This is a genomic window from Brevibacterium sp. CCUG 69071 (genome assembly GCF_021023135.1).
Taxonomy (GTDB): Bacteria; Actinomycetota; Actinomycetes; order Actinomycetales; family Brevibacteriaceae; genus Brevibacterium.
Genome location: NZ_PGFV01000001.1, coordinates 681423 through 703983, shown reverse-complemented (window position 1 = coordinate 703983; position 22561 = coordinate 681423). Strand labels below are relative to the sequence as shown.

General features: G+C 66.0%; 22 protein-coding genes. 16 read left to right on the top strand and 6 right to left on the bottom strand.

Annotated elements, in window-relative coordinates; translation table 11 throughout:
• Positions 1 to 7: 7 nt before the first annotated feature.
• The 6 genes from CV023_RS03260 to CV023_RS03235 are packed head-to-tail and all read left to right on the top strand — an operon-like array spanning position 8 to position 4532.
• A complete protein-coding gene (locus CV023_RS03260; RefSeq protein WP_230744390.1) occupies positions 8 to 199 on the top strand; it encodes a ubiquitin-like protein Pup in 192 nt (63 codons plus the stop codon).
• 1 nt (position 200) lies between these two features.
• On the top strand, positions 201 to 1001 hold the full coding sequence (prcB, locus tag CV023_RS03255; RefSeq protein ID WP_230744017.1) for a proteasome subunit beta: 801 nt from the start codon (positions 201 to 203) through the stop codon (positions 999 to 1001).
• A gap of 13 nt (positions 1002 to 1014) precedes the next feature.
• On the top strand, positions 1015 to 1704 hold the full coding sequence (prcA, locus tag CV023_RS03250) for a proteasome subunit alpha (protein WP_230744016.1): 690 nt from the start codon (positions 1015 to 1017) through the stop codon (positions 1702 to 1704).
• A complete protein-coding gene (pafA, locus tag CV023_RS03245; protein ID WP_230744015.1) occupies positions 1705 to 3108 on the top strand; it encodes a Pup--protein ligase in 1404 nt (467 codons plus the stop codon).
• A gap of 51 nt (positions 3109 to 3159) precedes the next feature.
• Positions 3160 to 4116 carry an FKBP-type peptidyl-prolyl cis-trans isomerase gene (locus CV023_RS03240; RefSeq protein WP_230744014.1) on the top strand — a complete coding sequence of 319 codons (957 nt, stop codon included), beginning with the start codon at positions 3160 to 3162 and terminating at the stop codon, positions 4114 to 4116.
• 41 nt (positions 4117 to 4157) lie between these two features.
• Positions 4158 to 4532 (top strand): FKBP-type peptidyl-prolyl cis-trans isomerase, encoded by a 375-nt coding sequence (locus CV023_RS03235; RefSeq protein ID WP_230744013.1) that lies wholly within the window; start codon positions 4158 to 4160, stop codon positions 4530 to 4532.
• 39 nt (positions 4533 to 4571) lie between these two features.
• On the opposite strand, the gene CV023_RS03230 is transcribed toward CV023_RS03235, so the two are convergent.
• Complete coding sequence (locus CV023_RS03230) at positions 4572 to 5696, bottom strand: DUF3866 family protein (RefSeq protein WP_230744012.1); 1125 nt, start codon at positions 5694 to 5696, stop codon at positions 4572 to 4574.
• 40 nt (positions 5697 to 5736) lie between these two features.
• On the opposite strand from CV023_RS03230, the gene CV023_RS03225 reads away from it, so the two are divergent.
• The 5 genes from CV023_RS03225 (at position 5737) to CV023_RS03205 (ending at position 11598) form a co-directional block, all read left to right on the top strand.
• Positions 5737 to 6759, top strand: a complete 1023-nt coding sequence (locus CV023_RS03225; RefSeq protein WP_230744011.1) for a helix-turn-helix transcriptional regulator — start codon at positions 5737 to 5739, stop codon at positions 6757 to 6759.
• Positions 6743 to 7630 (top strand): WYL domain-containing protein, encoded by an 888-nt coding sequence (locus CV023_RS03220; RefSeq protein ID WP_230744010.1) that lies wholly within the window; start codon positions 6743 to 6745, stop codon positions 7628 to 7630. Before CV023_RS03225 ends, CV023_RS03220 begins: the two co-directional genes overlap by 17 nt.
• A 110-nt stretch (positions 7631 to 7740) precedes the next feature.
• Positions 7741 to 8070, top strand: coding sequence for a Sec-independent protein translocase subunit TatA (gene tatA / locus CV023_RS03215; RefSeq protein ID WP_230744009.1), 330 nt, complete (start codon positions 7741 to 7743; stop codon positions 8068 to 8070).
• A gap of 56 nt (positions 8071 to 8126) precedes the next feature.
• Positions 8127 to 8909 carry a twin-arginine translocase subunit TatC gene (tatC, locus tag CV023_RS03210; RefSeq protein WP_230744389.1) on the top strand — a complete coding sequence of 261 codons (783 nt, stop codon included), beginning with the start codon at positions 8127 to 8129 and terminating at the stop codon, positions 8907 to 8909.
• Entirely contained in the window at positions 8902 to 11598 is a 2697-nt protein-coding gene (locus CV023_RS03205; RefSeq protein WP_230744008.1) for a DEAD/DEAH box helicase, read from the top strand. Before tatC ends, CV023_RS03205 begins: the two co-directional genes overlap by 8 nt.
• Positions 11599 to 11640: 42 nt before the next feature.
• Here CV023_RS03205 and secA2 read toward each other — a convergent pair whose 3' ends face one another.
• Positions 11641 to 13902 carry an accessory Sec system translocase SecA2 gene (gene secA2 / locus CV023_RS03200; protein ID WP_230744007.1) on the bottom strand — a complete coding sequence of 754 codons (2262 nt, stop codon included), beginning with the start codon at positions 13900 to 13902 and terminating at the stop codon, positions 11641 to 11643.
• Between the two features lie 42 nt (positions 13903 to 13944).
• Complete coding sequence (locus CV023_RS03195; protein WP_230744006.1) at positions 13945 to 15705, bottom strand: 5'-3' exonuclease H3TH domain-containing protein; 1761 nt, start codon at positions 15703 to 15705, stop codon at positions 13945 to 13947.
• 86 nt (positions 15706 to 15791) lie between these two features.
• Between CV023_RS03195 and CV023_RS03190 the strand changes: the two genes are divergently transcribed.
• Positions 15792 to 16757 (top strand): metal-dependent hydrolase, encoded by a 966-nt coding sequence (locus tag CV023_RS03190; protein ID WP_230744388.1) that lies wholly within the window; start codon positions 15792 to 15794, stop codon positions 16755 to 16757.
• A 337-nt stretch (positions 16758 to 17094) separates the two neighbouring features.
• Positions 17095 to 17844 (top strand): polyprenol monophosphomannose synthase, encoded by a 750-nt coding sequence (locus tag CV023_RS03185; protein WP_230744005.1) that lies wholly within the window; start codon positions 17095 to 17097, stop codon positions 17842 to 17844.
• A 106-nt stretch (positions 17845 to 17950) separates the two neighbouring features.
• On the opposite strand, the gene CV023_RS03180 is transcribed toward CV023_RS03185, so the two are convergent.
• On the bottom strand, positions 17951 to 18292 hold the full coding sequence (locus CV023_RS03180) for an RNA polymerase-binding protein RbpA (protein ID WP_230744004.1): 342 nt from the start codon (positions 18290 to 18292) through the stop codon (positions 17951 to 17953).
• Between the two features lie 175 nt (positions 18293 to 18467).
• On the bottom strand, positions 18468 to 19232 hold the full coding sequence (locus tag CV023_RS03175; RefSeq protein ID WP_230744003.1) for a glycerophosphodiester phosphodiesterase family protein: 765 nt from the start codon (positions 19230 to 19232) through the stop codon (positions 18468 to 18470).
• Between the two features lie 55 nt (positions 19233 to 19287).
• On the opposite strand from CV023_RS03175, the gene CV023_RS03170 reads away from it, so the two are divergent.
• On the top strand, positions 19288 to 19626 hold the full coding sequence (locus tag CV023_RS03170; protein WP_230744002.1) for a hypothetical protein: 339 nt from the start codon (positions 19288 to 19290) through the stop codon (positions 19624 to 19626).
• 156 nt (positions 19627 to 19782) lie between these two features.
• A complete protein-coding gene (locus CV023_RS18955; RefSeq protein WP_230744001.1) occupies positions 19783 to 20574 on the top strand; it encodes a septal ring lytic transglycosylase RlpA family protein in 792 nt (263 codons plus the stop codon).
• A 10-nt stretch (positions 20575 to 20584) separates the two neighbouring features.
• Here CV023_RS18955 and CV023_RS03160 read toward each other — a convergent pair whose 3' ends face one another.
• Positions 20585 to 21520, bottom strand: coding sequence for a helix-turn-helix transcriptional regulator (locus CV023_RS03160; protein ID WP_230744000.1), 936 nt, complete (start codon positions 21518 to 21520; stop codon positions 20585 to 20587).
• Positions 21521 to 21583: 63 nt separating this feature from the next.
• On the opposite strand from CV023_RS03160, the gene CV023_RS03155 reads away from it, so the two are divergent.
• A complete protein-coding gene (locus CV023_RS03155; RefSeq protein ID WP_230743999.1) occupies positions 21584 to 22543 on the top strand; it encodes an SDR family oxidoreductase in 960 nt (319 codons plus the stop codon).
• The last annotated feature ends 18 nt before the right edge of the window (positions 22544 to 22561 follow it).

Sequence of the window (22561 nt, the reverse complement as noted above, 5' to 3'; positions counted from 1 at the left end):
GGACATGATGAGTTCACAGGAGCAGGTGCAGAAGGATCATTCGGCCGGCGGCGGAGAGCCGCCCGTCGACCCGCCCGAGGCCGTGCAGGGACAGATCAACACCCAGAACGTCGATTCCATCCTCGACGAGATCGACGGAGTCCTCGAAACGAACGCTGAGGAGTTCGTCCGCAACTTCGTGCAGAAGGGCGGCCAATGAGATGTCGGGTTTCAGCCCCGCATTTCTGAGTTCGACGAGCAACTCCTTCGTCGAACTCGCCCGCAGCGTCGCCCCCGAGACGCTGCCGATCGGTGAGGGCCGCCACCTGGCCGAGCAGGTGCCGGAGGGCACCACGATCATCTGCTTCCGCACCGCCTCGGGCATCCTCATGGCCGGGGACCGCAGGGCCACGATCGGCAATATGATCGCCTCCCACTCGATGGAGAAGGTCCGGGCGGCCGATGACTTCTCCGTCATCGGCATCGCCGGGACTGCGGGAGTCGCCCTCGACCTCATCCGCCTGTTCCAACTCGAACTCGAACACTACGAGAAGATCGAAGGGGCGCGGCTGTCCCTGCACGGCAAGGCCAACCGTCTGGCCTCGATGCTGCGGGGGAATCTGGGACTGGCGATGCAGGGCCTGACCGTGGTCCCGATGTTCGCCGGCGTCGACGATTCGACCCCGGCCGGTCAGATCTTCAGCTTCGACGTCACCGGCGGCAAATACGAGGAGCACCGCTTCCATGCGATCGGCTCCGGATCCGGCTATGCCCGCGGGGCACTGAAGAAGCTGTGGCAGCCGGCGCTCGACCCCGAGGCGGCTGTGACCGTGGCCGTCGAAGCCCTGTTCGATGCCTCCGATGACGATTCCGCGACCGGGGGACCCGACTTCGTCCGCCGCATCGCCCCGACCATCTGCACCGTCGATCTGGAATCCGGTGTGCAGGAGATCGACACCGCAACGACCCTGGCCGTGGCCGCCGAGGTGGTCGAGCGGCGGACCCGGAAGGCACAGTCATGAGTGAGGATCCGTCATGAGCCAGGCCCCGTTCTACGTCTCACCCGAACAGCTGATGAAGGACCGGGCGGACTTCGCCCGCAAAGGCATCGCCCGCGGCCGCTCCGTCGTCGTCCTCCGCTACGACCAGGGGATTCTGCTGCTCGCGGAGAACCCCTCACCGACCCTGCACAAGATCGCCGAGATCTACGACCGGATCGGCTTCGCCGCGGTCGGCAAATACAACGAGTTCGAGACTCTGCGACAGGCCGGAGTCCGCTACGCCGACCTGCGCGGGTACTCCTATCACCGCACGGATGTCACCGCCAGGGGACTGACCAACGCCTATGCACAGACCCTGGCCGGGGTCTTCACCACCGAGTCGAAGCCCTTCGAGGTCGAACTCGTCGTCGCCGAACTCGGCCTCACACCGGAGACCGACCAGCTCTACCGACTCAGCTACGACGGCTCCGTCATCGACGAATCCGAACACGTGGCCATCGGCGGCCAAGCCGATGCGATCACCGCGAGCCTCAAGGGCCTGGCCACCTCGGCGCTGACTCTGGGCGAGGTCGTCGACCACGGAGTTCGAGCCCTGGCCGCCGCGACCTCGGGGCCGCTGCCGACGAGTGACCTGGAAGCGGCGATCCTCGATCGCACCGCCGTCGGGCACCGCACCTTCAAACGACTCGACGACGCAGCCATTGCCGCGCTGCGGGAGGACTGAATGGCACGCATCTACGGACTCGAGACCGAATACGGGCTCGCCCACACCGCGCAGACCGGTGACCGACGCATCGGTCCCGAGGAGATCGCGCGGTACCTGTTCCGGCCCATCGTCGAATGGGGACGGTCCTCGAACGTATTCCTGCCCAACGGCTCCCGGCTCTACCTCGATGTCGGCTCCCACCCCGAATACGCCACCGCCGAATGCGATTCGCTGACCGATCTGCTGACCCAGGATCGGGCGGGGGAGGCGCTGATGATCGACCTGCTCGAGCAGGCCCAGTCCGCACTGGCCGCCGACGGCCTGGGCGGTCGGATCCACATGGTCAAGAACAACACCGATGCGGCCGGGAACTCCTATGGCTCCCACGAGAACTTCCTCATCCGCCGCACCCTCGACTTCAACCGGCTGACCACGGTTTTGCTGCCCTTCCTCGTGACCCGGCAGCTGCTCGTCGGCGCCGGGGCCATCATCCCGCAGAAGTCGTCCTTCGCCCCCGACGAGGATGCCAACCGGTCCGAGATGATGTTCGGCCTCTCCGCCCGCTCGGACGTGATGTGGGAGGGACTGTCCTCGGCGACCACCCGGTCCCGGCCGATCATCAACGCCCGTGACGAACCGCACGCCGATGCGGAGAAGTACCGCCGACTCCACGTCATCGTCGGGGACTCCTCGATGTCGACGGCCACCTCGGCGCTCAAGATCGGATCCGCGGTGCTCATGCTCGACCTCATCGAACAGGGCGCCAGGATCCCCGAGAACGGACTGCGCCATCCGGTCAGGGACATCCGCCTCGTCGCCCGCGACCTCACCGGCGGCGTCAGACTCGAACGCACCGACGGAACGACGACGACCCCGCTGGGCCTGCTCGCCGACTACCGGGATCGGGCCCGCGTGCTCGTCGACAAAGGCGACCACAGCCTCGGCGGCGACGGCATCGCTGACTACGTCATCGATCTGTGGACCAGGATGCTCGAGGCCGTCGAGGCCCAGGACTTCTCCGCCGTGGACACGGAGATCGACTGGGTGATGAAGAAGACGCTCATCGACCGGGCGATGGCCAGAGGCATCGACTCGATCACCGATCCGAGGATCCAGCGGCTCGACATCGCCTATCACGACATCACCCCCGACACGGGCCTGTTCCCGAAGCTCGAGCGTTCGGGCATGGCGAAGAATCTCGTCAGCGAGGAGGCCCGGACCACGGCCAAGGACGTGCCTCCGGCAACGACCCGGGCGGCGATCCGCGGCGAATTCGTCCGGGCTGCCCACGCGGCTCGCCGCGACTACACGGTCGACTGGGTGCATCTGCGCCTCAACGACGAATCCGGGCGCGCGGTGGCGCTGAAGAATCCCTTCGAACCCACGCACCCGCAGGCCGAGGCACTCATCGCCGGCCTGTAAGATCTCTCAGTGATCCGGCCGTTGTTCGGCCACAGTGACGAAAGGAACCACGTGCGCACCAGAGTGCTCAGTGCCATTGCCGCGGGTCTGCTGCTGCTCACCGCCTGCGGGCAGGGTGAGGAAGCCGAGGACACCGCCAGCGCCCCGCCCTCCGTCTCCGCAGAGGACGCGAAATCGACGAGCCTCGACGAGGTCAAGGTCGACGGCGACTTCGGGAAGAAGCCGAAGGTCAGCTTCGAGGCCCCCCTCGTCATCGACAAGACCGGCAAGACCGTCATCAGCGAGGGCAAGGGCGAGAAGATCGCCGACGGCGAGCAGGTCTCCGCGCAGATGACGCTGATTTCGGGCACGAGCGGTGAGGAGATCGAATCGAGCTACGATTCGAAGTCCCCGGCCGGATTCCCGATGGACAAGTCGCAGATCTCGGAAGATCTCTACAACGCGCTCATCGACGTCAAGGTCGGCTCCCGCGTGGTGATGTCGCTCAACGGCGCCGCCCAGCAGGGCCAGCCCGATCAGACCCTCGTCTACGTCATCGACGTCGAGAAGACCACGAAGCCGCTGACCCGCGCCGAAGGCGAGAAGGTCGACCAGGGGGACAACCCGGTGACCGTCGAATGGGGAGACAACGGAGAACCGTCGATCTCGAAGCCCGAGGGCAAGGCCCCCAGCGAACTCGAGACCTATACGACCATCGAGGGCGAAGGTCCCGAGGTGAAGAAGGGCCAGAGCGTGGCCGTGAAGTACTCCGGCTGGCTGTGGGACGACACTTCGAAGTACTTCGACTCGAACTGGAAGGAAGGCGGACAGCCCTTCGCCGTCGACCCGGTCGGCGAGGCGCAGGTCATCGACGGCTGGAACGAAGGCCTCGTCGGTCAGAAGGTCGGCAGCCAGATCGTCCTCGTCATCCCGCCCGACAAGGGCTACGGCGAACAGGGAAGCCCCCCGTCCATTCCGGGCGATGCGACCCTGATCTTCGTCATCGACATCCTCTCGGCCCAGGGCTGAGTGCAGCAGACCGCAGACGACAACTCACAACAGGAGGAACCATGAGCAAGCAGAAACCGGAAGTCGACTTCCCCGGGGGCGAAGCCCCGACCGAACTGATCATCGTCGATGACATCATCGGAGACGGCGCCGAGGCGGGTCCCGGCAATGTCGTGAGCGTGAACTACGTCGGCGTCGCCCATTCGACCGGCGAGGAGTTCGACGCCTCCTACAACCGGGGGACCCCGCTGGAGTTCAAACTCGGCTCCGGCATGGTCATCTCCGGCTGGGATCAGGGCATCCAGGGCATGAAGGTCGGGGGCAGGCGCACCCTGCAGATCCCGCCGCACCTGGCCTACGGAGACCAGGGCGCCGGAGGCGTCATCAAGCCGGGTGAGTCGCTGATCTTCGTCTGCGACCTGGAGAACGTGCGCTGAGACGCTGAGTCAGACCGAGCAGTCGGCTCGGTCCCGCGGTCAGAGTTCGGCCGCGAATCTGCCCGCCGCGGCGGCAGCGAGAAACGCTGCCGCATCGGCGGACAGTCTGCGTCCCATGGTCGAGAGCCCCACGGGGGAGGACTGCAGCGCCTCCCACAGCCCGGTGAGATCGACGTCGACGAGGCGGTGCATGTCCAGTTCCTCCCGCTGAGCCGCCGTGATCTCGGCCACGACGGCCGGATCGGGATCCATCTGCGCCCGCTCCACCTCGGCGAGGCTGGAGAAGTCGGGGACCGGAACGGCCACCCCTGGTCGGGCGATATCGATGAGCGAGGTCAGGGAATGGTGCGAGATCCCGAAATGACGGCCGCGCGCATCGGCATTCGACATCCGCAGCACCCCGATCGGGGTGCCCCCGAGGAGAGCGGCAGCATTGAGGTGCTCACCGGTGACCAGGCCCGAATACCCGTACTTCGTGCCCGTGCCGAGGTTCCCGGGGCCCTGGGCGACGATCGCTAAGTCTGCGCCGAGCACGTGTTTGGCGGCCAGCAGTCCGGTGTGGATCGTCACCGCCTCGAGATCGGCACCCCAGGACTGGCCGGTGCTGATCGATCCGTGCAGCCAGCCGGCGTCCTTGAGCCCGGCCACCGCCTGTGAGAAGCGGGCGGGCAGAGCGGCACCGTCGCTGAGGACATAGGCGACCCGGAGGGTGGGATCGACCGCGCGGATGCCGGCCACGATCGCCGGCAGGGCCGAATGCAGATCGGCCACGAGCACGGGCATCGACTCGAGCGATTCCGCCTCGGCGAGGGTGGCGTGGTGTTCGGACTCCTGATCGTCGACGCCGAGGACCATCGTCTGCAGCGGGGAATAGCGGTCCTTGACCAGATGCCCGGGACCCTCCGGCGGATCCGCAGGAAGCGCATCCGGCAGAGCCACGATGAGTCCGAACCCGCCCGTGCCCAGACGCTTGGCCAAAGCCGAGACGTTGACTAGGACCGCGTCCCCGGGCCGTGGATCGCCGACGGCCTCGGTGTAGGCGATCGCCCTGATGTGCGTGATCGTCGTCCCCGGCAGAGCCTGGTCAAGATCGACCTCGACCTCTGTGTATCCTGGCCGGGTGGTCCGAATCGCGTCGACGATTCCTCTGCGCCAATGAATCATGATCCTAAGACTATCGCCCGCATTAGGTTACGGTGGAATTGTGAACACACCCCGCCCCAGCAGACAGAGGCAGCAGACCGAACGTCTGCTCAACCTGCTGATCGCCCTGCGAGCCGCCCGCGGCTGGGTGTCTCGGAAGACTCTGATGACCGTCATCGACGGCTACGCCGGACTCGACGATGTGGCCTTCGACCGCAAGTTCTCCCGCGACAAGGAGCTGCTGCGGCATATGGGCATCACTATCGCCACCCGAGCCGAACACGATGTCTACGGGGATGCGGGGGAGACCGGGTACCGGATCTCCGCCGATGACTATGCGATGGGCGATGTCGAGCTGACCCCCGCCGAGGCGGCCGCCGTGGCCGTGGCCGCCAGGTTCTGGTCGGACACGGAGCTCGGGGAGTCGAGTGCTCAGGCCCTGACGAAGCTGCGTGCCCTCGGCATCGACCTCAGCGACGCTGCTCCCGGCGGAGCGGGACCGGACCAGCCGCCGGCGGCGAAGAAGCTCGGCAGTGCGAACTTCGCCACCGCCCTTCACCACATCAACGCCCGTGAGGCCATCGCCTTCACCTATCACAAGCCGGGGCAGTCGGCGCGCAAGGTCAGGCTCGAACCCTATGCCCTGCTCAGCCGCGGTGATCGCGTCTACCTGCTCGGCTTCGACATCGACCGGGATGCCCAGCGGACCTTCCGGCTCTCCCGCGTCGAAGGACGGATCACGAAGCTCGGCGGCCGCGAACTCGGCGACTACGAGATCCCTGCGGACTTCGCCGCCGACGTCACCCTCTCGACGAGTTCGGAGATGGCTGTCGTGACCGAGGCACGGCTGCGCATCGGCGCGCATCGGGCCGATCCGCTGCGCCGCCGGCAGGTGCGCAGCGACGGGGACGAGATCGTCATCGAATACACCGATGCGCAGAGCCTGGCCGCGGAGATCGTCGGATTCGGCGATGCCGTCGAGGTGGTCGAGCCCGAGGAGCTCGCTCGCGCCGTCGCCGCCCGCCGGGAGACGATCCGCAGCTCACTTCGACGACTCGGAGGTCGCAATGTCCTCAGCGCGTGAGCGACTGACCCGCCTGCTCAGCCTCGTGCCCTACCTCGACGCGCACCCCGGTGCCGACCTCGAGGACACCGCCGCCTATTTCGGGATCGACTCCGACACCCTCATCGACGACCTGCAGCTGCTCTTCGTCACCGGTCGGCCCGGTCACATGCCCGATGACCTCATCGATGCGTCGTGGGAAGGCGGCCAGATCCACATCTCGAATGCCGAAGAGGTCTCGGTGCCCGTGCGGCTGAGCGCCGAGGAGGCCGGAGTCCTCGTACTCGCCCTCGACCTCCTCGATGCCCTGCCCGGACTCGACACCGCGGCCGTGCGCAGCGCCGCCGAGAAGCTGCGTCTGGCGGCGGGGGAGAACCTGCACACGACCGTCGAGGTCAGCCCGATTCCCGCCGACGAGGAGCTCATGGAGTTCCTCCGCCAGGCCATCGACACGGAGTCCGCGGTGAGCATCGACTACTACGTGGCCTCCCGCGACGAACTGACGCATCGCACGATCGCGCCCGCCCGGCTGATTCCCGGAGCCGACTGGTACGTCGACGCCTGGTGCTATTCGGCCGGAGCACCACGCCGCTTCGCCTTCGGCAGCATCCGCTCCTGGGCGGCCGCGGCGCACCCGCCCCTGTCGGTGAGCGAATCCTCCTCACAATCGCGGGAGGTCACGATCGGCCTCTCCGCCGACGGCGCCTGGCTGGCCGATGAACTCGAGGTGCTCGAGCGTGAATACCCGGACAACTCCGAATCGGCCGTGCGGGTGCGGGTGATGGTGCACTCCGTTGACTGGCTGAGCAGATTCCTGCTCCGGCACGCCGAGGTGATCACCGACATCGACGATGCTGAGGCCGTCGAGGCGGCCCTGGCCCGACTCGGCTGAGCCGCGAACCATCCTGAAGCCGTCCGGTCCGGCGTGCCGAGCGATGAGGATGAAAGGCTCAGCTGCAGCGCGTAGAATCTGACACAGCACACCCATACCAAGGAGCCATCATGCGACCAAGTTTCGTGCAGATCGCGATCGTGATCCTCATCATCGTGATCATCTTCGGCGCTCCCAAGCTGCCGCAGCTGGCCAGAAGCCTGGGCCAGTCGATGAAGATCTTCAAGTCCGAGGTCAAGGACCTCCGTGACGACGATGATTCGACGGCCACGGAGACGAAGCCGGGAGAGCTGGGCAGGGACGCCTCGAATGCAGGCACGCCGCGCACGGACGACGCCCGAGCTGCCGAGACCCGGTCTGCTGAGTCGAAACCGGCAGATTCCTCGGCGGCCGACCGGCCGACCGGAGAGAAGCAGGATCCGCAGTCTCACGAGAAGTGAAAGAGAACAGCCAGCGGAGATCCCATTCCTCTCGTCGGAAGAATCCCGAACGCAAGATGCCCGTCGTCGGGCACCTCATCGAACTGCGCAATCGTGTGTTCATCGCCGCGATCGCCGTCGTGCTCGGGGCCGTCGCGGGCTGGTTCCTCTATGATCCGGTCCTCGACATCCTGCAGGAGCCGATCAGGACCATCCGCGACACCAGCGGACGCACCGCGGAGATCAACTTCGCCGGGGTCGCCTCACCGTTCGATCTGAAGATCAAGCTCTCCTTCTTCATCGGCATCTTTCTCGCCTGCCCGATCTGGCTCTACGAAGTGTGGGCATTCATCGTTCCGGGCCTGACGAAGAAGGAGAAGCTGTACTCCGTCGGATTCCTCGGCAGCGCGATCCCGCTGTTCCTCGCCGGATCGACGATGGCGTTCTTCGCCCTGCCGAACGCGGTCAAGGCGCTGACCTCCTTCACCCCCGAGGGCGGCACGAACATCATTCCGGCTCAGGACTACCTGAGCTTCGTGATGGTCATCATCGTCGTCTTCGGTCTCGCCTTCGTCCTGCCCGTGCTCATGGTCGGTCTGAACATGCTCGGGATCCTCTCCGCAGACCGGATCCGACGCTCCTGGCGCGTGATCGTGATGCTGGTGTTCCTGTTCGCCGCGATCGCCACCCCCACCCCCGATGCGATGTCGATGTTCTTCCTCGTCATCCCGATGATGACCCTGTTCTGCCTCGCCTGGGTGATCTGCCTGTTCAACGATCGCCGCAAGAAGAAGCGCCTGATCGCCCAGGGCCTGTGGGTCGACCCCGCTGACCCCCTAGACGAAGAGAAGAATGACTGAATCCCCGAGTTCGACCAGTCCCGCCGACGCCTACGCCGACTTCCGTGCCCGCGCCGAGATGGCCAGAACCCCGTTGGGTCGGTTCATGGCGCGCACGGACTTCGAGCTCGACGACTTCCAGATCGAGGCCTGCACGAACCTGCAGGACGGCAAGGACGTCCTCGTCACCGCCCCGACCGGGGCCGGCAAGACGCTCATCGCCGAATTCGCCGTCGAACTCGCCCGCGATGAGGGAAAGCGCGTCTTCTACACGACGCCGATCAAGGCTCTGAGCAATCAGAAGTTCAACGACCTGATGGATGTCCACGGGGTGGAGAACGTCGGCCTGCTCACCGGCGACACGACGATTCGGCGGGACGCGCCGATCATCGTGATGACGACCGAAGTGCTGCGGAACATGCTCTACAACGACCTGGAGGGCCTGTCCGATCTCGGTTTCGTCGTCCTCGACGAGGTGCACTACCTCGCCGATCGCTTCCGCGGGCCGGTCTGGGAAGAGGTGATCATCCACCTGCCCGAACGTGTGCAGATGGTCTCACTGTCGGCCACGGTCTCGAACGCCGAGGAATTCGGTGCCTGGCTGCGTGAGGTGCGGGGACCGACCACGATCGTCTCCACGTCCCACCGACCCGTGCCGCTGGTCAACCATGTGCTCGTCGGCCACCGCATGTACGACCTCTTCACGCATGCCGATTCTGATCGGATCGATCCCGCTCTCGGCCATGCCACCCGCACCCACGGCGGCCCGCGGTCGAAGCGTGCCCGTGCCACCCGAGCTCGCTTCCGGCGGCCCAGCCGAACCCAGATCGTGTCCTCCCTGGCCGAGGCGGCCATGCTCCCGGCGATCATGTTCATCTTCTCCCGCAACGCCTGCGACGAAGCGGTCGAGCAGTATCTGACCTCCGGCTTCGATCTCAACTCGAAGGAGGAGAAGATCATCGTCAATGCGGAGATCGAGAAGCTGCGCGACGAACTCTCCGACGAGGACCTCGGCATCCTCGGATTCCACACCTTCCGCGAAGGCCTGCTGCTCGGTGTGGCGGCCCACCACGCCGGGATGATTCCGCAGTTCAAACAGCTCGTCGAAGAGCTGTTCTCGCAGGGCATCATCAAGGTCGTCTTCGCCACCGAGACTCTGGCCCTGGGCATCAATATGCCCGCCCGCACCGTGGTGCTCGAGAAGCTCGTGAAGTTCAACGGCGAGGCGCATGTCTCGATCACACCGGGGGAGTACACGCAGCTGACCGGACGGGCCGGTCGCCGCGGCATCGACCGGATCGGCCATGCCGTCGTCGTCTGGCACCCGAGCTTCGAGGTCAGCGAGCTCGCAGGGCTGGCCTCGAACCGGTCCTACGCCCTCAACTCGGCCTTCGGTCCGACCTACAACATGACCGCGAATCTGCTCTCACGGATGAGCTCGGCGGAGGCCGCGAAGGTGCTCGAAACCTCCTTCGCCCAGTTCCAGGCGGATAAGGCCGTGGTCGGACTGGCGAAGAAGGTGCGTAAGAACGAGACCACCATCGAGGCCTATGAGAAGTCGATGCAGTGCGAGCTCGGTGACTTCGCCGAATACGCGCAGCTGCGCCAGTCCATCTCCGATACGCAGAAGCAGGAGACGCGGACGAAGTCTCGCAACAGGCAGCGTGAGATCGTGGAATCGCTGACGGCGCTCAAACCCGGGGACGTGGTGACGATGCCGACCAAACGCGTCGAGGGATACGCCGTGATCATCGCGCCGATGTCCTCCCGCGACGGGGTGTCGAGGCTGCCGACGGTGCTGACCGAGCAGGGCAAGGTATGGCATCTGCGTCCCCACGAGGTGACAGAGCCGCTGGCTGCGCAGGGACGCATCCGCATTCCGAAGAAGTTCAACCATCGGCAGGCCGGGGACCGTCGCCAGCTGCTGGGAATCCTCGACGAAGCCAAGTCCGATGGTCGGGTCGATCCCGATGTGCATTGGGAGACCACGGCGAAGAGTCCCGGTGTGAGCTCGACGGTCGCCGAACTCGATGCGCAGATGCGGGCACACCCCTGCCATGACTGCCCCGACCGTGAGATCCACGCCCGCTGGGCGAACCGCGCCGCGAAGCTGATCAAGGAGAACGAATCCCTGATCTCCCGGATCGAGGGACGAACAACCTCGATCGCCCTCGTGTTCGACCGTGTGCAGCATCTCCTGCGCACGCTCGGCTTCGAACCGGAGCATTCGGACATGCTGCGTCGGATCTATGGTGAGCGGGACCTGCTGGTGGCGCTGACCGTGCGCGCCGGTCTCTGGGACCGTCTCGTCGAACCCGAGCTGGCCGCATTCGCCTCCTGCTTCGTGTTCCAATCCCGCCGCGGCGACACACTCCGAACTGATCGTGCCCCCTCGCGGGACCTCAAGGTCACCGCCGATGAGGCAGAGACGATCTGGAAGCGGCTCTATCAGCTCGAAGAGCAGCAGGCCCTGTCGACCACCGACGAACCCGACAGGGGACTGGTCAAGCCGATGTACCGCTGGACGGAGGGCAAGAGCCTCTCCGAATCGCTGCGGGGCACCGACATCGCGGCCGGAGACTTCGTCCGCTGGGCGAAGCAGAGCCTCGACCTCCTCGGTCAGGTCGCCGAGGTGGCCGAGGCCGAGACCGCGGTGCGGATCCGACGGACGATCAATGCCGTCCGTCGCGGAGTCGTCGCCGACTCCTGAGCGCGCGGCCGCGCCGAGCAGCCGCGCGCTTCTGCGGGCGCCTCAGCGTTTGATGCGCTTGACGATGTTCTCGACGTCGGAGCCGAAGGCGCTCTCCGTCGTCAGATAGGTCCACGTCGATGACGGGCGTTTGAGCCCGTGCGAGGCGAGATCGATGCCCTCATCGGTGAATTCGGCCTCCTCGACCGTCGTCGCCGAATCCTCGACCACATCGGACCAGAACGAGGAGAAGACCCGGATCGATTCGGTGTTGAACGCCTCGTGCGGCTTCTCCCGGGCGAAGGTGCGCAGGTGGATGCCTTCGCGCAGATCGTTGAGGAAGGCGAGGTGATCGACCCACCGGGAATCGAGATGGAAGAGCATGACCTCGCGGAGAACGGAGTCGACGAGTTCCTCGGAATGCTGATCGGCCAGCTCGCCCGCGCGGTCACCGAGTCGCTTCTTGAGCTCATCGATGGGTTCGCTCGCGGTCCTGATCTCCACCCGTCGTTCGAGCACGAGATCCCGCTGCTTGGCCATGAGTTCGTTGAACTTCCAGGTGTCACGGTGCAGAGCGGTGTTCTGCCCCTCGGCGATCCGCTGCGCATGTTCGACGAGGCCGAGGGCACGTTTGGACTCGATCCATCCCGTCTCGTCGCCCTCGGAGACGAAGCGCTGGATCTCCGGGACCCGGGTCAGCAGCTCGTCCTCGAGGCTGGTGAAGAACACTGAGGTGCCGGGATCGCCCTGGCGGCCGGCCCGGCCGCGCAGCTGATCATCCAGGCGCGAGGACAGATAGCGTCCGGCCCCGATGACGAGGAGGCCACCGGCCTCGGCGACCGCATCGTCGCTCAGGCGGATGTCGGTGCCGCGACCGGCCATCTGCGTGGACACCGTCACCGCGCCCGGGGCACCGGCGGCGGCGATGATCTCAGCTTCGAGGGAATCGTCCTTGGCGTTGAGCACATTGGCCTTGATTCCCCGTTCGGCGAGCCGGGAGGCCAGAGATTCGCTCTCGGCCACCGAGGAGGTGCCGATGAGCACCGGTCGGTCCTTGCCGTGGTTCTCCGCGATCTCCTCGACGATCGCGCGTTCCTTCGACTCCTGGTAGGTGTAGAGGCGGTCGGGTTCGTCCTTGCGGATGACCGGCAGGTGGGTGTCGACGGGAACGATCTCGAGATCGTAGAACTCACGGAGGTCATCGCCGACGGCCAAGGCCGTGCCCGTCATGCCGCAGACGGTCTCGTAGCCGTGGACGAGCTCCTCGACGGTCATCTGGTCGAGGATCTCTCCGCTCTCTGTCGTGCCCACGCCCTCCTTGGCTTCGACGGCGGCCTGCAGGCCATCGGGCCAGCGCTGGAGTTCTGCGACACGACCGCGTGAGGCCGAGATCAGTTTGATCCGGCCGTCGACGACGAGATAGTCGACATCGCGTTTGACCAGTGCCTTGGCGTAGAGGGCGAGGTTGACGGCGGCGAGTTCGGAGGCTCCCTCGCCGAAGAGATCGACCTCGAGTTCGGACTCGACGCGGTCGACTCCCTCGTCGGTCAGCGACACCGCGCGATGGTCGGGGCTGACTTCGTAGTCGACCCCGGCGCTCAGCTTCTCCACGAGGGCGGCGATGACGGCGTCGGAGTCTTCGACGCTGGCCGAGCCGGCGAGGACGAGCGGAACTCGCGCTTCGTCGATGAGCACGGAGTCGGCCTCGTCGACGATGACGACATCGCGGGAGGGCACCCGCAGGTCCGCGTCGTCGGTGATGAAGCGGTCACGGAGCACATCGAATCCGACCTCGGTCACCGAGGCGTAGAGCACTTCGGAACGATAGGCATCGCGGCGCTCGGCGTCCTCCTGTGCGGCCGAGATGGCCCCGGAATCCACGCCCAGGAGGTCGAACACGGGCTTCATCCAGGTGCGGTCGCGCACGGCGAGGTAGTCGTTGACGCTGACGACGTGCACGCGCCGCCCCTGCAGTGCGTAGCCGGCGGCGGCGAGGGCGCCGACGAGGGTCTTGCCCTCGCCGGTGGCCATCTGGATGATCGTGCCTTGGAGGAGTCCGACGAGTCCCTTGAGCTGGGTGTCGTAGGCGCGTTCGTCGAGTGCTCGTTCAGCGGCCTCGCGGGCCAGTGCGCAGTAGCGGATGAGGGTGTCCTGCTGGGTCCCTTTGGCGAACACCTCGCCGGCGGCCTCGGTGAGTTCGGCATCACTGAGCTCGGAGAACTCGCGGCTGGCCTTGTCGAGCTCATCAGCCGCTCGATCGAACCAGCCGGTGGCCTTGTCCGCCTGCGCACCGGGTCGGTTGAGCAATCGAGAAAAGAAACCCATTATCGTCCTTCGTTGAGTGATGGTCGCACCAGAGTCTATCGCTCAGGGCATCGGCCAGGAGCCATCGACAACGGCTTCGGCGTTGCCCTTCTTCCGCAGCCAGGCCTGCAGTCCCGCGGCCTGGGAACTCTTCCACTCACCCTGTGCGGCCATGATCTCCGCACGGGTCAGCCTCGCGATTTCGGTGGAGTTCTCGGCCAATGCCCGGGAAATGTCCAGCGCGGCGAGGGCATCGGCCGAGGCGTCGTGGGCGTCGAGGAGGTCGACCTTCCAGACCTTGGCCGTCTCCGTCAGCGTGCGCTTTCCCCTGCGGTACGGGTCGATGTGCTTGTCGACGACGAAGGTGTCGACGATGGTCGGAATGATCGCGGGGAAGTCGATATCCGGGCGATGGCGCTTCACCTCGGCGGACATGACGCTGAGGTCGTAGACGATGTTGTGTCCGACGACGACGGCGCCGGTGTCCCTGAGCTCGGCGAAGACGGCACAGAGTTCGGCGACCACCTGCGCGGCCGGCGCCCCATTGGCCTGGGCGAACTCGGTGGTGATCCCGTGGATGGCGCGGGCGGTCTCGGGAATCTCGATGCCCGGATCGGCGAGCCAGGTGCGCGTGTCCACGGCGGAGTCGACGAAGGCCGCGGTGACGATGCGAGCGGTCTCCGGTTCGACACCCGTGGTTTCGAGGTCGAAGCCGACGAGGCGGGACTGCGTCCAGGATTCCGCGGAGTTCGCCGCGGCGACCGGCGAGATGGCCGGTGGCGTCGAGGCTGCCGAGGCTACCGTGTCAGTCGTGGCGCCTGTTGCTCCTGCGGCTCCTGTGGCAACCGTGGTCCCCTGGGCGCCCGATGCCGAGGGGGCGCCTGAGGTCGAGGGTGCGCCTGAGGTCGAGGGTGCGCCCGTGCGGGCATCGTCGAGCGCTGATATGAGGTTGTCGACGGATCGACGGATGTTCTGGCCCGCGGCGGCCGCGTCGACCGCGGAACGATCGAGCGGTCCCGGAATGCTCTCGACATCGATGCCGTGGGAGACATCGGTCAGGCACCGCATGACTTCGACCGTCTTGTGCAGCGCGTCTTCGGATTCGATGAGAGTGGCCGCACGTTTGGGGCTGAGCCCTCCGGTCTTCACCCCGGCCTTCGCGGCCTTGATAATGGATTCGAGCGACCCGAAGCTCTCCAGCAGCGTCGCCGCGGTCTTCTCCCCGATGCCGGGCGCGCCCGGCAGTCCGTCGGAGGGATCGCCGCGCATCGCCGCGAGCTCACGGTAGCGCGTACCGTCGGGCACGCCGTAGGCCGTGGGCAGATCGGCCTGTCCGATCGCCTCCCACTCGCCGCCCTTGCGAGGGCGCAGGACGCTGACCTCGGAGACCGTATCGATGAGGGCGAGCAGATCCCGGTCGGGGGAGACGATGATCACCGGTGTCCGCGACTCAGCGGCCATCGTGGCGATGACATCGTCGGCTTCGGCGCCGTCCACCTCGGCGATCGGTATCCCGGCGGCCTCGATCACCCGGCGCATGATCGGCAGCTGTGCGTCGAGTTCCGGCGGGATCTCCGTCCCGGCCTCCTCATCCCTGACCCGGGCTGCCTTGTATTCGGGCATGATCGCGGTGCGGAACGCCGGTCGCCAATCCGCGTCCATCGTCGCCACCACCCGATCCGAACCGAAGCGGCGGATCATCTGGGCGATCGCGTCGAGGACCCCGCGGACGGCGTTGACCGGCTGACCGTCGTCGTTGACGATCGAGTCGGGCACCGAATAGAAGGCGCGATAGTACAGAGCGGGCGTGTCGATCAGAACCAAGGGCTTCACAATCGATGACGATACCCGACGGTCCTGACACGGGCACAAGCGACGGACCGGAACGGTGTAGCCTGTCGGCTGTGAATATGTACTTTGGTGGAGATGTGTACAGCAGTGTCGATCCCTTCGCGACGGCCCTCGGGACGGCGGGAGGCACGGTGTCGTTCATCGGCTCCGATGAGGCCGCACTGGCCCTCGATCCGCAGGCGAGCGACCTGGCCGGGGACTTCCTGACGCCCGGATTCGTCCATGCCGGCCTCGTCCTCGATGAGCACGCGCCCACCGCACCGGAGGTGTATGAGCGCGGCTTCACCCACGCCCATGTGCTCGGCGGCGCCGAGACGATCGCCCGGTTCCGGGCCACGGCACCCGAGGCGCTGCACGTGATCGGATATCCGACGCTCGGCGCGGACGGTGCCGGTGATGCGGACGTCGACGAGCCGGAAGCCGACGAGGCGGATGCCGGGCGCGCGTCAATCGCAGCTGCAGAATTCCTCGCGCTCAGCGAACTTCCGCGCACCTCCCTCAACATCCTCATCGACGACGGCGAGCGCCTCGCCGAGGTGCTCGAGCGTCTGCGGGAGAACGCCGCGCTGGCGCAGCGCAGCGGATACCGTCTGCTCCTCGATTTCGCCGTCGAAGACACCTTCGTCAGCGATCTCGGTCGTTCCGGGGTGGCCATCACGCTCGACCCCGCCCGTCCGCAGCCGCTGGCCCAGCTCCTCTCCGCCGGAGCACAGGTGTCGCTGAGCTACTCGGAGGAATCTCCTTGGGCGAGCGTGCGCGATGCCGTGATCGGCGAGAACGGCATCGGGGCCAGGGCCGCATTCAATGCCGCGACTCGATTCGCCCACCGCGCCGCCGGCAACCCCGAGGGCGGTGTCCTCGCCCCCGGAGCCGTGGCCGACTTCGTCCGCTGGCAGGTCGAGCGGCTCGTCGTCCAGGTCGCCGACCCGCGAGTGGCCGCATGGAGCACCGATCCGCGCTCCGGCACACCCGGGCTGCCGGAGCTGTCTCCGGACGTTCCCCTGCCGACTCGGGTCGTTCTCTGAACTGAGAGCGGTAGGAGTCCGCCGCGAGCGCGCAGAGACCCGTGATCCCGGTCAGTGAGATGAATGCAGCAAATACGGCACCTGAAATCAAGACGACACGCCGTGGGGGAAGATTTTCGCTATCGATTCGCTTGCGTCTGACCTGCGAATTTGAGCATCGTCCCAGGTCAGAGGAATTTTGCAAAGACGCTGGGAGCGACTAGATTCGCTGTTGACATTCCGCGGACGTCGGAATGGAGTCGGCACACCCGTCATTAGATAACTCGTTGCACAACGTGGTCCGAAGGCGGGGGTGTCGGCTCATTGACTTCCGTCCCCGCGGCGTATCGTTGAGGCCGTGCTTTCGAAGATCCTGGTCGTCATTCCGACTTACAACGAACGTCTTGCCCTGCCGGTGACCCTGTCCGGCCTGTTCGAACGGCAGCCCGAGGTCGATGTGCTCGTCGTCGACGACGGTTCCCCCGACGGCACGGGGCAGTGGGCCGATGAACAGGCGGCCGTCGACGATCGCGTCCACGTCCTGCACCGCAGCGAGAAGGCGGGCCTCGGCATGGCATATCTCGCCGGCTTCGAATGGGCTCTTGAACGCGACTACGACATCATCTGCGAATTCGACGCCGACGGCTCCCATCGGGCGCTCGACCTCGGACAGCTCCTCGACGTTGCCCGCACCGGCGAGGCGGACCTCGTCATCGGATCGCGGTGGGTGCGGGGAGGGGCGATCGTCGACTGGCCGCGGTCTCGCTTCCTGCTCTCACGCGGCGCGAACTTCTATGTCAACGCCGTGATGGGTCTCGGGGTCAAGGACGCCACCGCAGGATTCCGGGCCTACTCGCGCACCGTCCTCGAAACCCTCGATCTCTCCGGTGTGCAGTCGCAGGGATACTGCTTCCAGATCGACATGACCTACCGAGTGGTGGAAGCGGGCTTCCGCGTCGCCGAGGTTCCCATCGTCTTCGTCGAGCGCGAACTGGGGGAGTCGAAGATGAGCAAATCGATCATCACCGAGGCGTTCACGAAGGTCGCCGGCTGGGGGTTCGATCGGCGCGGGCGGCAGCTGCGCCGGCTGCTGTCGAAGGAGCGCTGAGAACCGCGTACTCATGACAATCGCGTACGCATGACAATGGGGTGCAGGTCGATCGACCTGCACCCCATGAGTGCTTCTGTGTCGGCTGTGCGGCCGACTGCCCGGCTCAGGCCTGGGCGGGCACCTCGCCGCGGCGAATCGCCAGGCGCTCATCGAGGAGGACCTGGAGTTCGTCGAAGGAACGGCGCTCGAGCAGCATGTCCCAGTGTGAGCGGACGTGCTTGACGGGCTCACCGTCGGGTTCGTTGACGCCCACGCGGGTGCCGATGCCGTGAATGCCCGAATCCCAGGTGGAGGGGACTTCGGCTTCGATGGAGAAGGGCACCTTGAAGCGTGTGCCGTCCTCGCATTCGAACTCGACCATCTGACGCGGAGCGGGCTCGACGCCCTCTTCCGTCTCCAGGCTGCGTGATCCCAACTGTGTTCCGCGGAGACTGCGTTCGCTCATATCTCTCACCTTCCGACTCGACTGCTGTCCTCTGCTACGAGGGAACAGTCTACCGTCTGGGCTTATTCCTCATTCTCAGGCGACACAGTACAGTTCGGCAGTGCCGCGTCTTCAGGCGGCACGTTGCGGCAAGCCGCCATTGTCGGTCGCCACTCTCAGCCTGCAGCCGCTACTGTCAGGCAGCACCGCCGGTCGGCCTGCCGCGCTCAACCAGCTGTTTGAGTCCCTCCATGACGTCATCGGTGACGAGGCCGTCGACTCCGAGGTCGAGGAGCGCGCGCATACCCGCGGCATCATTGACAGTCCACACATGCACGAGCAGACCGGCGGCATGCGCGCGTTCGACGAACCCCGCGGTCACCACCGGCATCCCTTTGAACGATCTCGGAACCTGCAGTGCATCGAGGCCGGGTGGAAACGGGGCGAGGCCGCGATCGGGCACGCCGGGCAGGGCGCCGAGGGTGAACAGGGCGGTCTCCGCCGTTCCGGCAGAGGTGCGGATCCCGGGCAGGCCCGATCTCAGGTGCCGCAGCGTCGACGTGGCGAACGAGGCCAAGCGCACTCGCTCCTCGGCGCCGGCCGTGCGGATCGTGCGGATCATCGGACCGATGCTGTGCGGAGCCTTGACGTCGATGTTCCAGCGCGCACCGGACAGCTCATCGAACAGGGAGTTCAGGCGCGGCAGCCGCCCACCGGCCACCAGCTCGATCCGATCGAGCTCGACGGCCGGAAGATCACGAATCCGATGCGGGCGCTCGGCGATCCGATCGAGATCGGCGTCGTGGGCGGCGAACAGCACGCCGTCGGCAGAGGCATGGACATCGGTCTCCATCCACTCCACTCCGGCGCGATGGGCGGCGGCGAAGGCCTCGAGGGTGTTCTCGCTCATGCCCGGCCACAGTCCGCCTCGGTGTGCGATGATCTCCGGCTGAGAATTCATGGTCCAATCCTAGGTTGCTGTTGACCAGATCGGCGGCGTCGACAACGATGGAGGTATGAGCTCTCACGAAGAACCGATCGAACCCGATGACGTCATCGACTCCACCAAGCGCACGCCGACAGAACGCGCCCGTTCGGCGGCTACGCGTGCCTACGGGGCCGCCAGCAGCGGGGTCAAGAACGTCCGCGAGGCCACCACGAGTTCGAGTCTGATCGAGACGACGGAGTCGACCGTGAACAAGGCTCTCGGCAATGTCGCCCACGTCATCGACGACGCCGTGCGCAGCGGCAAGGTTGAGCGCGCTTTCGACAAGGCCCAGGAGACCGTGACCAACGGTGCCGACGGGGTGCGCAAGCTGGTCACCCGCAAGGGCAAGGGAACCGAAGTCGGCTGAGCGCGTCGCATTGATTTTGTAACAGTTCCTTAACTAGACTGTGTTCAGGTAACGATCCGATAACTTGGAGCGAGTGCTGAGACCGCACTCGAATGCGACTTCCCCGGCATCTCCGCATCGGTGCGATTTCTGATCACGGACTACGAGGACTTCACAGTGGGCAAACACTCTTCACCGAGCTCCAAAGCGACGGGCACCATCTTCACCGCTCTCCGAGCACCGAAGAAGAGATCTGGCCGTCACTCTCCGCAGGGACCGGCGCACACCGCCGGGGGAGTGCTCGCGGCAGTCCGCACCCGCCCCGTGCTCTCCGCCTTCATCGTCCCCACCGTGGCGACCGCCGCGATCGTCGGGTCGAGTCTGGCCATGGTTCCCGAGAACACCGACCGGGGCCAGCAGGTCGTCGCCGAATCGCCCGTCGTCGCCGAGTCTCAGCCCTCCCAGACACCCGATGAGGTCCTGGCCAAAGCGAAGAAGCAGGCCAAAGAGAAGCCGGGCAAGATCACGATTGAGACCAAGACCGAGACCCCGAGCCCCAGTCCGAAGAGCACCGGCGACTCCGCGTCTTCAGGGTCATCGTCGTCCGGATCGTCCTCCAAGGGCTCGAGTGCGGACGAGAATGACGGACCGTCGAAGTCGGGCAAGTCCGCCGGAGAGTCAGGGTCCTGCCCGATGTCGTACTACGGCGGGGGAGACGGATTCGACGGTCAGAAGACCGCGAACGGCGAGTCATTCGACACGAACAAGCTCACCGCCGCCCACAAGACCCTGCCTTTCGGCTCCAAGGTGAAGATCACCAACGAGGCCAACGGCAAGTCCGTGACCGTGCGCATCAACGACCGCGGTCCCTACCACGGCAACCGCTGCTTCGACCTCTCGAAGGCCGCGATGGAGGCCGTGGGCGGAGTCGGCGCCGGGCAGATCAACGGCAGCTACGACGTTCAGTGACCGAGTTGGCTCAATGATTGAGCTTCGCGGCGGCCGAGGCGTGAGCACGGAGGCTGCGGCGGACCGTCAGCGGTGAGACGACTTCGACCTCGGGCACGATGATCAGCTGAGACACGGCGATCTCACCGGGCTCCATCGGCAGCTCGAGTTCCATGATCCCGTCATCGAGTCGCGCGTTCTCGATCGCATGATCGGTCACCCGACCCGGCACCGCTCTGAGCAGATCCGGAATGCGCGCCTCGGGAATCCTCAACCTCACCGAGGTGGTGCGGATGGAGGCATCGAAGGCCGCTTGGGAGCGTTGCCAGTACTCGCCGAGGTCGAAGTCTGTCGGGCCGGTCATCCGCCGATACCGCGGGGAGGTCTCAACGATCCGGGAGACCCGGTAGGTGCGCGGGATCCCGCCCGGTGCTTGGGCGACGAGATACCAGCGCCCGGCCTTGACCACCAGTCCGAGCGGACCCAGAGTGCGAACGCTGCGGATGCCGCGACGAAGATAGACGATGCGCAGTCCCGTCTGCGCCCGGAGTGCAGAGGCGATCGAGGCCAAATGCTCCGGACTCTCCTGTGCCATGAACCAATCCGGCCCGTCGACGAGCACGGACGCTGAGAGCACCGACTCGGTCGCCGTGAGCATCTTCGCCCTCGCCGTTGCGGATTCGGAGGCGAGCCCGAGATCGGCCGCGGCCAGAGAGCCGATGAGAACGGAGTCGAGTTCGTCGCGTGTCATCCCGGACACCGGTGAGGCCCACTCTCCGAGCAGACTGATTCCACCGCCGGCTCCCGCCTGGGTGATCACAGGAACCCCCATCCCGGACAGTTCGCCGATATCGCGGTAGACCGTACGTTCGGTGACCTCGAGACGGTGTGCCAGGGCCTCGGCGGTGATCGGACGCGACTGGGCGGCGAGGATGACGATCTCAGACACGAGCCGAGCAGCCTTCATATCTTCGAGAATAGTCGGCCACCCTGACATTCCCTGTCAGGGATGGGGTTCCAGACTGGTGCCATGACTGCACTCGACACAGACCACACACGACCATGCGCTCGACCGTTGGAGGGCAGGATCGCTCTCGTCGCCGGCGCCACACGCGGGGCCGGGCGAGCTATCGCCCGCGAACTCGCACGGTCCGGTGCCTTCGTCTGGTGCACCGGACGATCCACCCGTTCGAATCCCTCCGACTACGGCCGAGGCGAGACCATCGACGAGACCGCCGAACTCATCACGAGCGAGGGCGAGCAGGCCGAAGCCCTCGTCTGCGATCACCTCGATCGAGGCCAGGTCGACGAGGTGGTGTCGACGATCGATGCCCGACATGGTCGCCTCGATATCCTCGTCAACGACATCGGGGGAGAGGCCTATGTCGATTGGGGCGAGAAATTCTGGACCACGGACTTCGACACTGAGATGCGGCTGTTCCGAGCCGGCCTGCTCACCCACCTCAACACCGCCCACGCCGCACTGCCGCTGCTGGTGCGGGAGTCCGGCGGCCTGCACATCGAGATCACCGACGGCACGCAGGACTTCAACGACACGCACTACCGGGAGAGCATCTATCTCGACCTGACGAAGACGGCTGTAAGCCGGCTGGCCTTCGGCCTCGGGCACGAACTCGCCGAGGCGGGAGGCACAGCGGTGGCCGTGACTCCGGGATGGCTGCGGTCGGAGATGATGCTCGAACTCTTCGACACCAGCGAGGAGACCTGGTCCGCCGACGCGCTCGACCCCGAACGCTCGGTCCCACCGGCCGATTTCGCGATCTCCGAGACACCGCACCTGCTCGGACGCACCGTGGCGGCACTGGCCGCCGATCCAGACCGACACCGCTTCAACACGCGGACACTGAGCACCCATGAGCTCGGACAGGTCTACGGAATCAGCGACATCGACGGCAGCCTGCCCGATTCTTGGGCCTTCATCGGCGCCAAGGAGGCGGGAACACCGGTCGAGGTGAGCGACTATCGCTGATACCGATTCCGCACCGTC

Excerpts from the sequence above, each read along its gene's own strand:
- pafA (WP_230744015.1), top strand. The coding sequence starts at position 1,705 with ATGGCACGCATCTACGGACTCGAGACCGAATACGGGCTCGCCCACACC.
- prcA (WP_230744016.1), top strand. The coding sequence starts at position 1,015 with ATGAGCCAGGCCCCGTTCTACGTCTCACCCGAACAGCTGATGAAGGAC.
- CV023_RS03230 (WP_230744012.1), bottom strand. The coding sequence starts at position 5,696 with ATGATTCATTGGCGCAGAGGAATCGTCGACGCGATTCGGACCACCCGG.
- CV023_RS03260 (WP_230744390.1), top strand. The coding sequence starts at position 8 with ATGAGTTCACAGGAGCAGGTGCAGAAGGATCATTCGGCCGGCGGCGGA.
- tatA (WP_230744009.1), top strand. The coding sequence starts at position 7,741 with ATGCGACCAAGTTTCGTGCAGATCGCGATCGTGATCCTCATCATCGTG.
- CV023_RS03190 (WP_230744388.1), top strand. The coding sequence starts at position 15,792 with ATGTACTTTGGTGGAGATGTGTACAGCAGTGTCGATCCCTTCGCGACG.
- CV023_RS03160 (WP_230744000.1), bottom strand. The coding sequence starts at position 21,520 with ATGAAGGCTGCTCGGCTCGTGTCTGAGATCGTCATCCTCGCCGCCCAG.
- CV023_RS03235 (WP_230744013.1), top strand. The coding sequence starts at position 4,158 with ATGAGCAAGCAGAAACCGGAAGTCGACTTCCCCGGGGGCGAAGCCCCG.
- CV023_RS03220 (WP_230744010.1), top strand. The coding sequence starts at position 6,743 with ATGTCCTCAGCGCGTGAGCGACTGACCCGCCTGCTCAGCCTCGTGCCC.
- CV023_RS03175 (WP_230744003.1), bottom strand. The coding sequence starts at position 19,232 with ATGAATTCTCAGCCGGAGATCATCGCACACCGAGGCGGACTGTGGCCG.
- CV023_RS03170 (WP_230744002.1), top strand. The coding sequence starts at position 19,288 with ATGAGCTCTCACGAAGAACCGATCGAACCCGATGACGTCATCGACTCC.
- CV023_RS03180 (WP_230744004.1), bottom strand. The coding sequence starts at position 18,292 with ATGAGCGAACGCAGTCTCCGCGGAACACAGTTGGGATCACGCAGCCTG.
- CV023_RS03205 (WP_230744008.1), top strand. The coding sequence starts at position 8,902 with ATGACTGAATCCCCGAGTTCGACCAGTCCCGCCGACGCCTACGCCGAC.
- secA2 (WP_230744007.1), bottom strand. The coding sequence starts at position 13,902 with ATGGGTTTCTTTTCTCGATTGCTCAACCGACCCGGTGCGCAGGCGGAC.
- tatC (WP_230744389.1), top strand. The coding sequence starts at position 8,127 with ATGCCCGTCGTCGGGCACCTCATCGAACTGCGCAATCGTGTGTTCATC.
- prcB (WP_230744017.1), top strand. The coding sequence starts at position 201 with ATGTCGGGTTTCAGCCCCGCATTTCTGAGTTCGACGAGCAACTCCTTC.
- CV023_RS03155 (WP_230743999.1), top strand. The coding sequence starts at position 21,584 with ATGACTGCACTCGACACAGACCACACACGACCATGCGCTCGACCGTTG.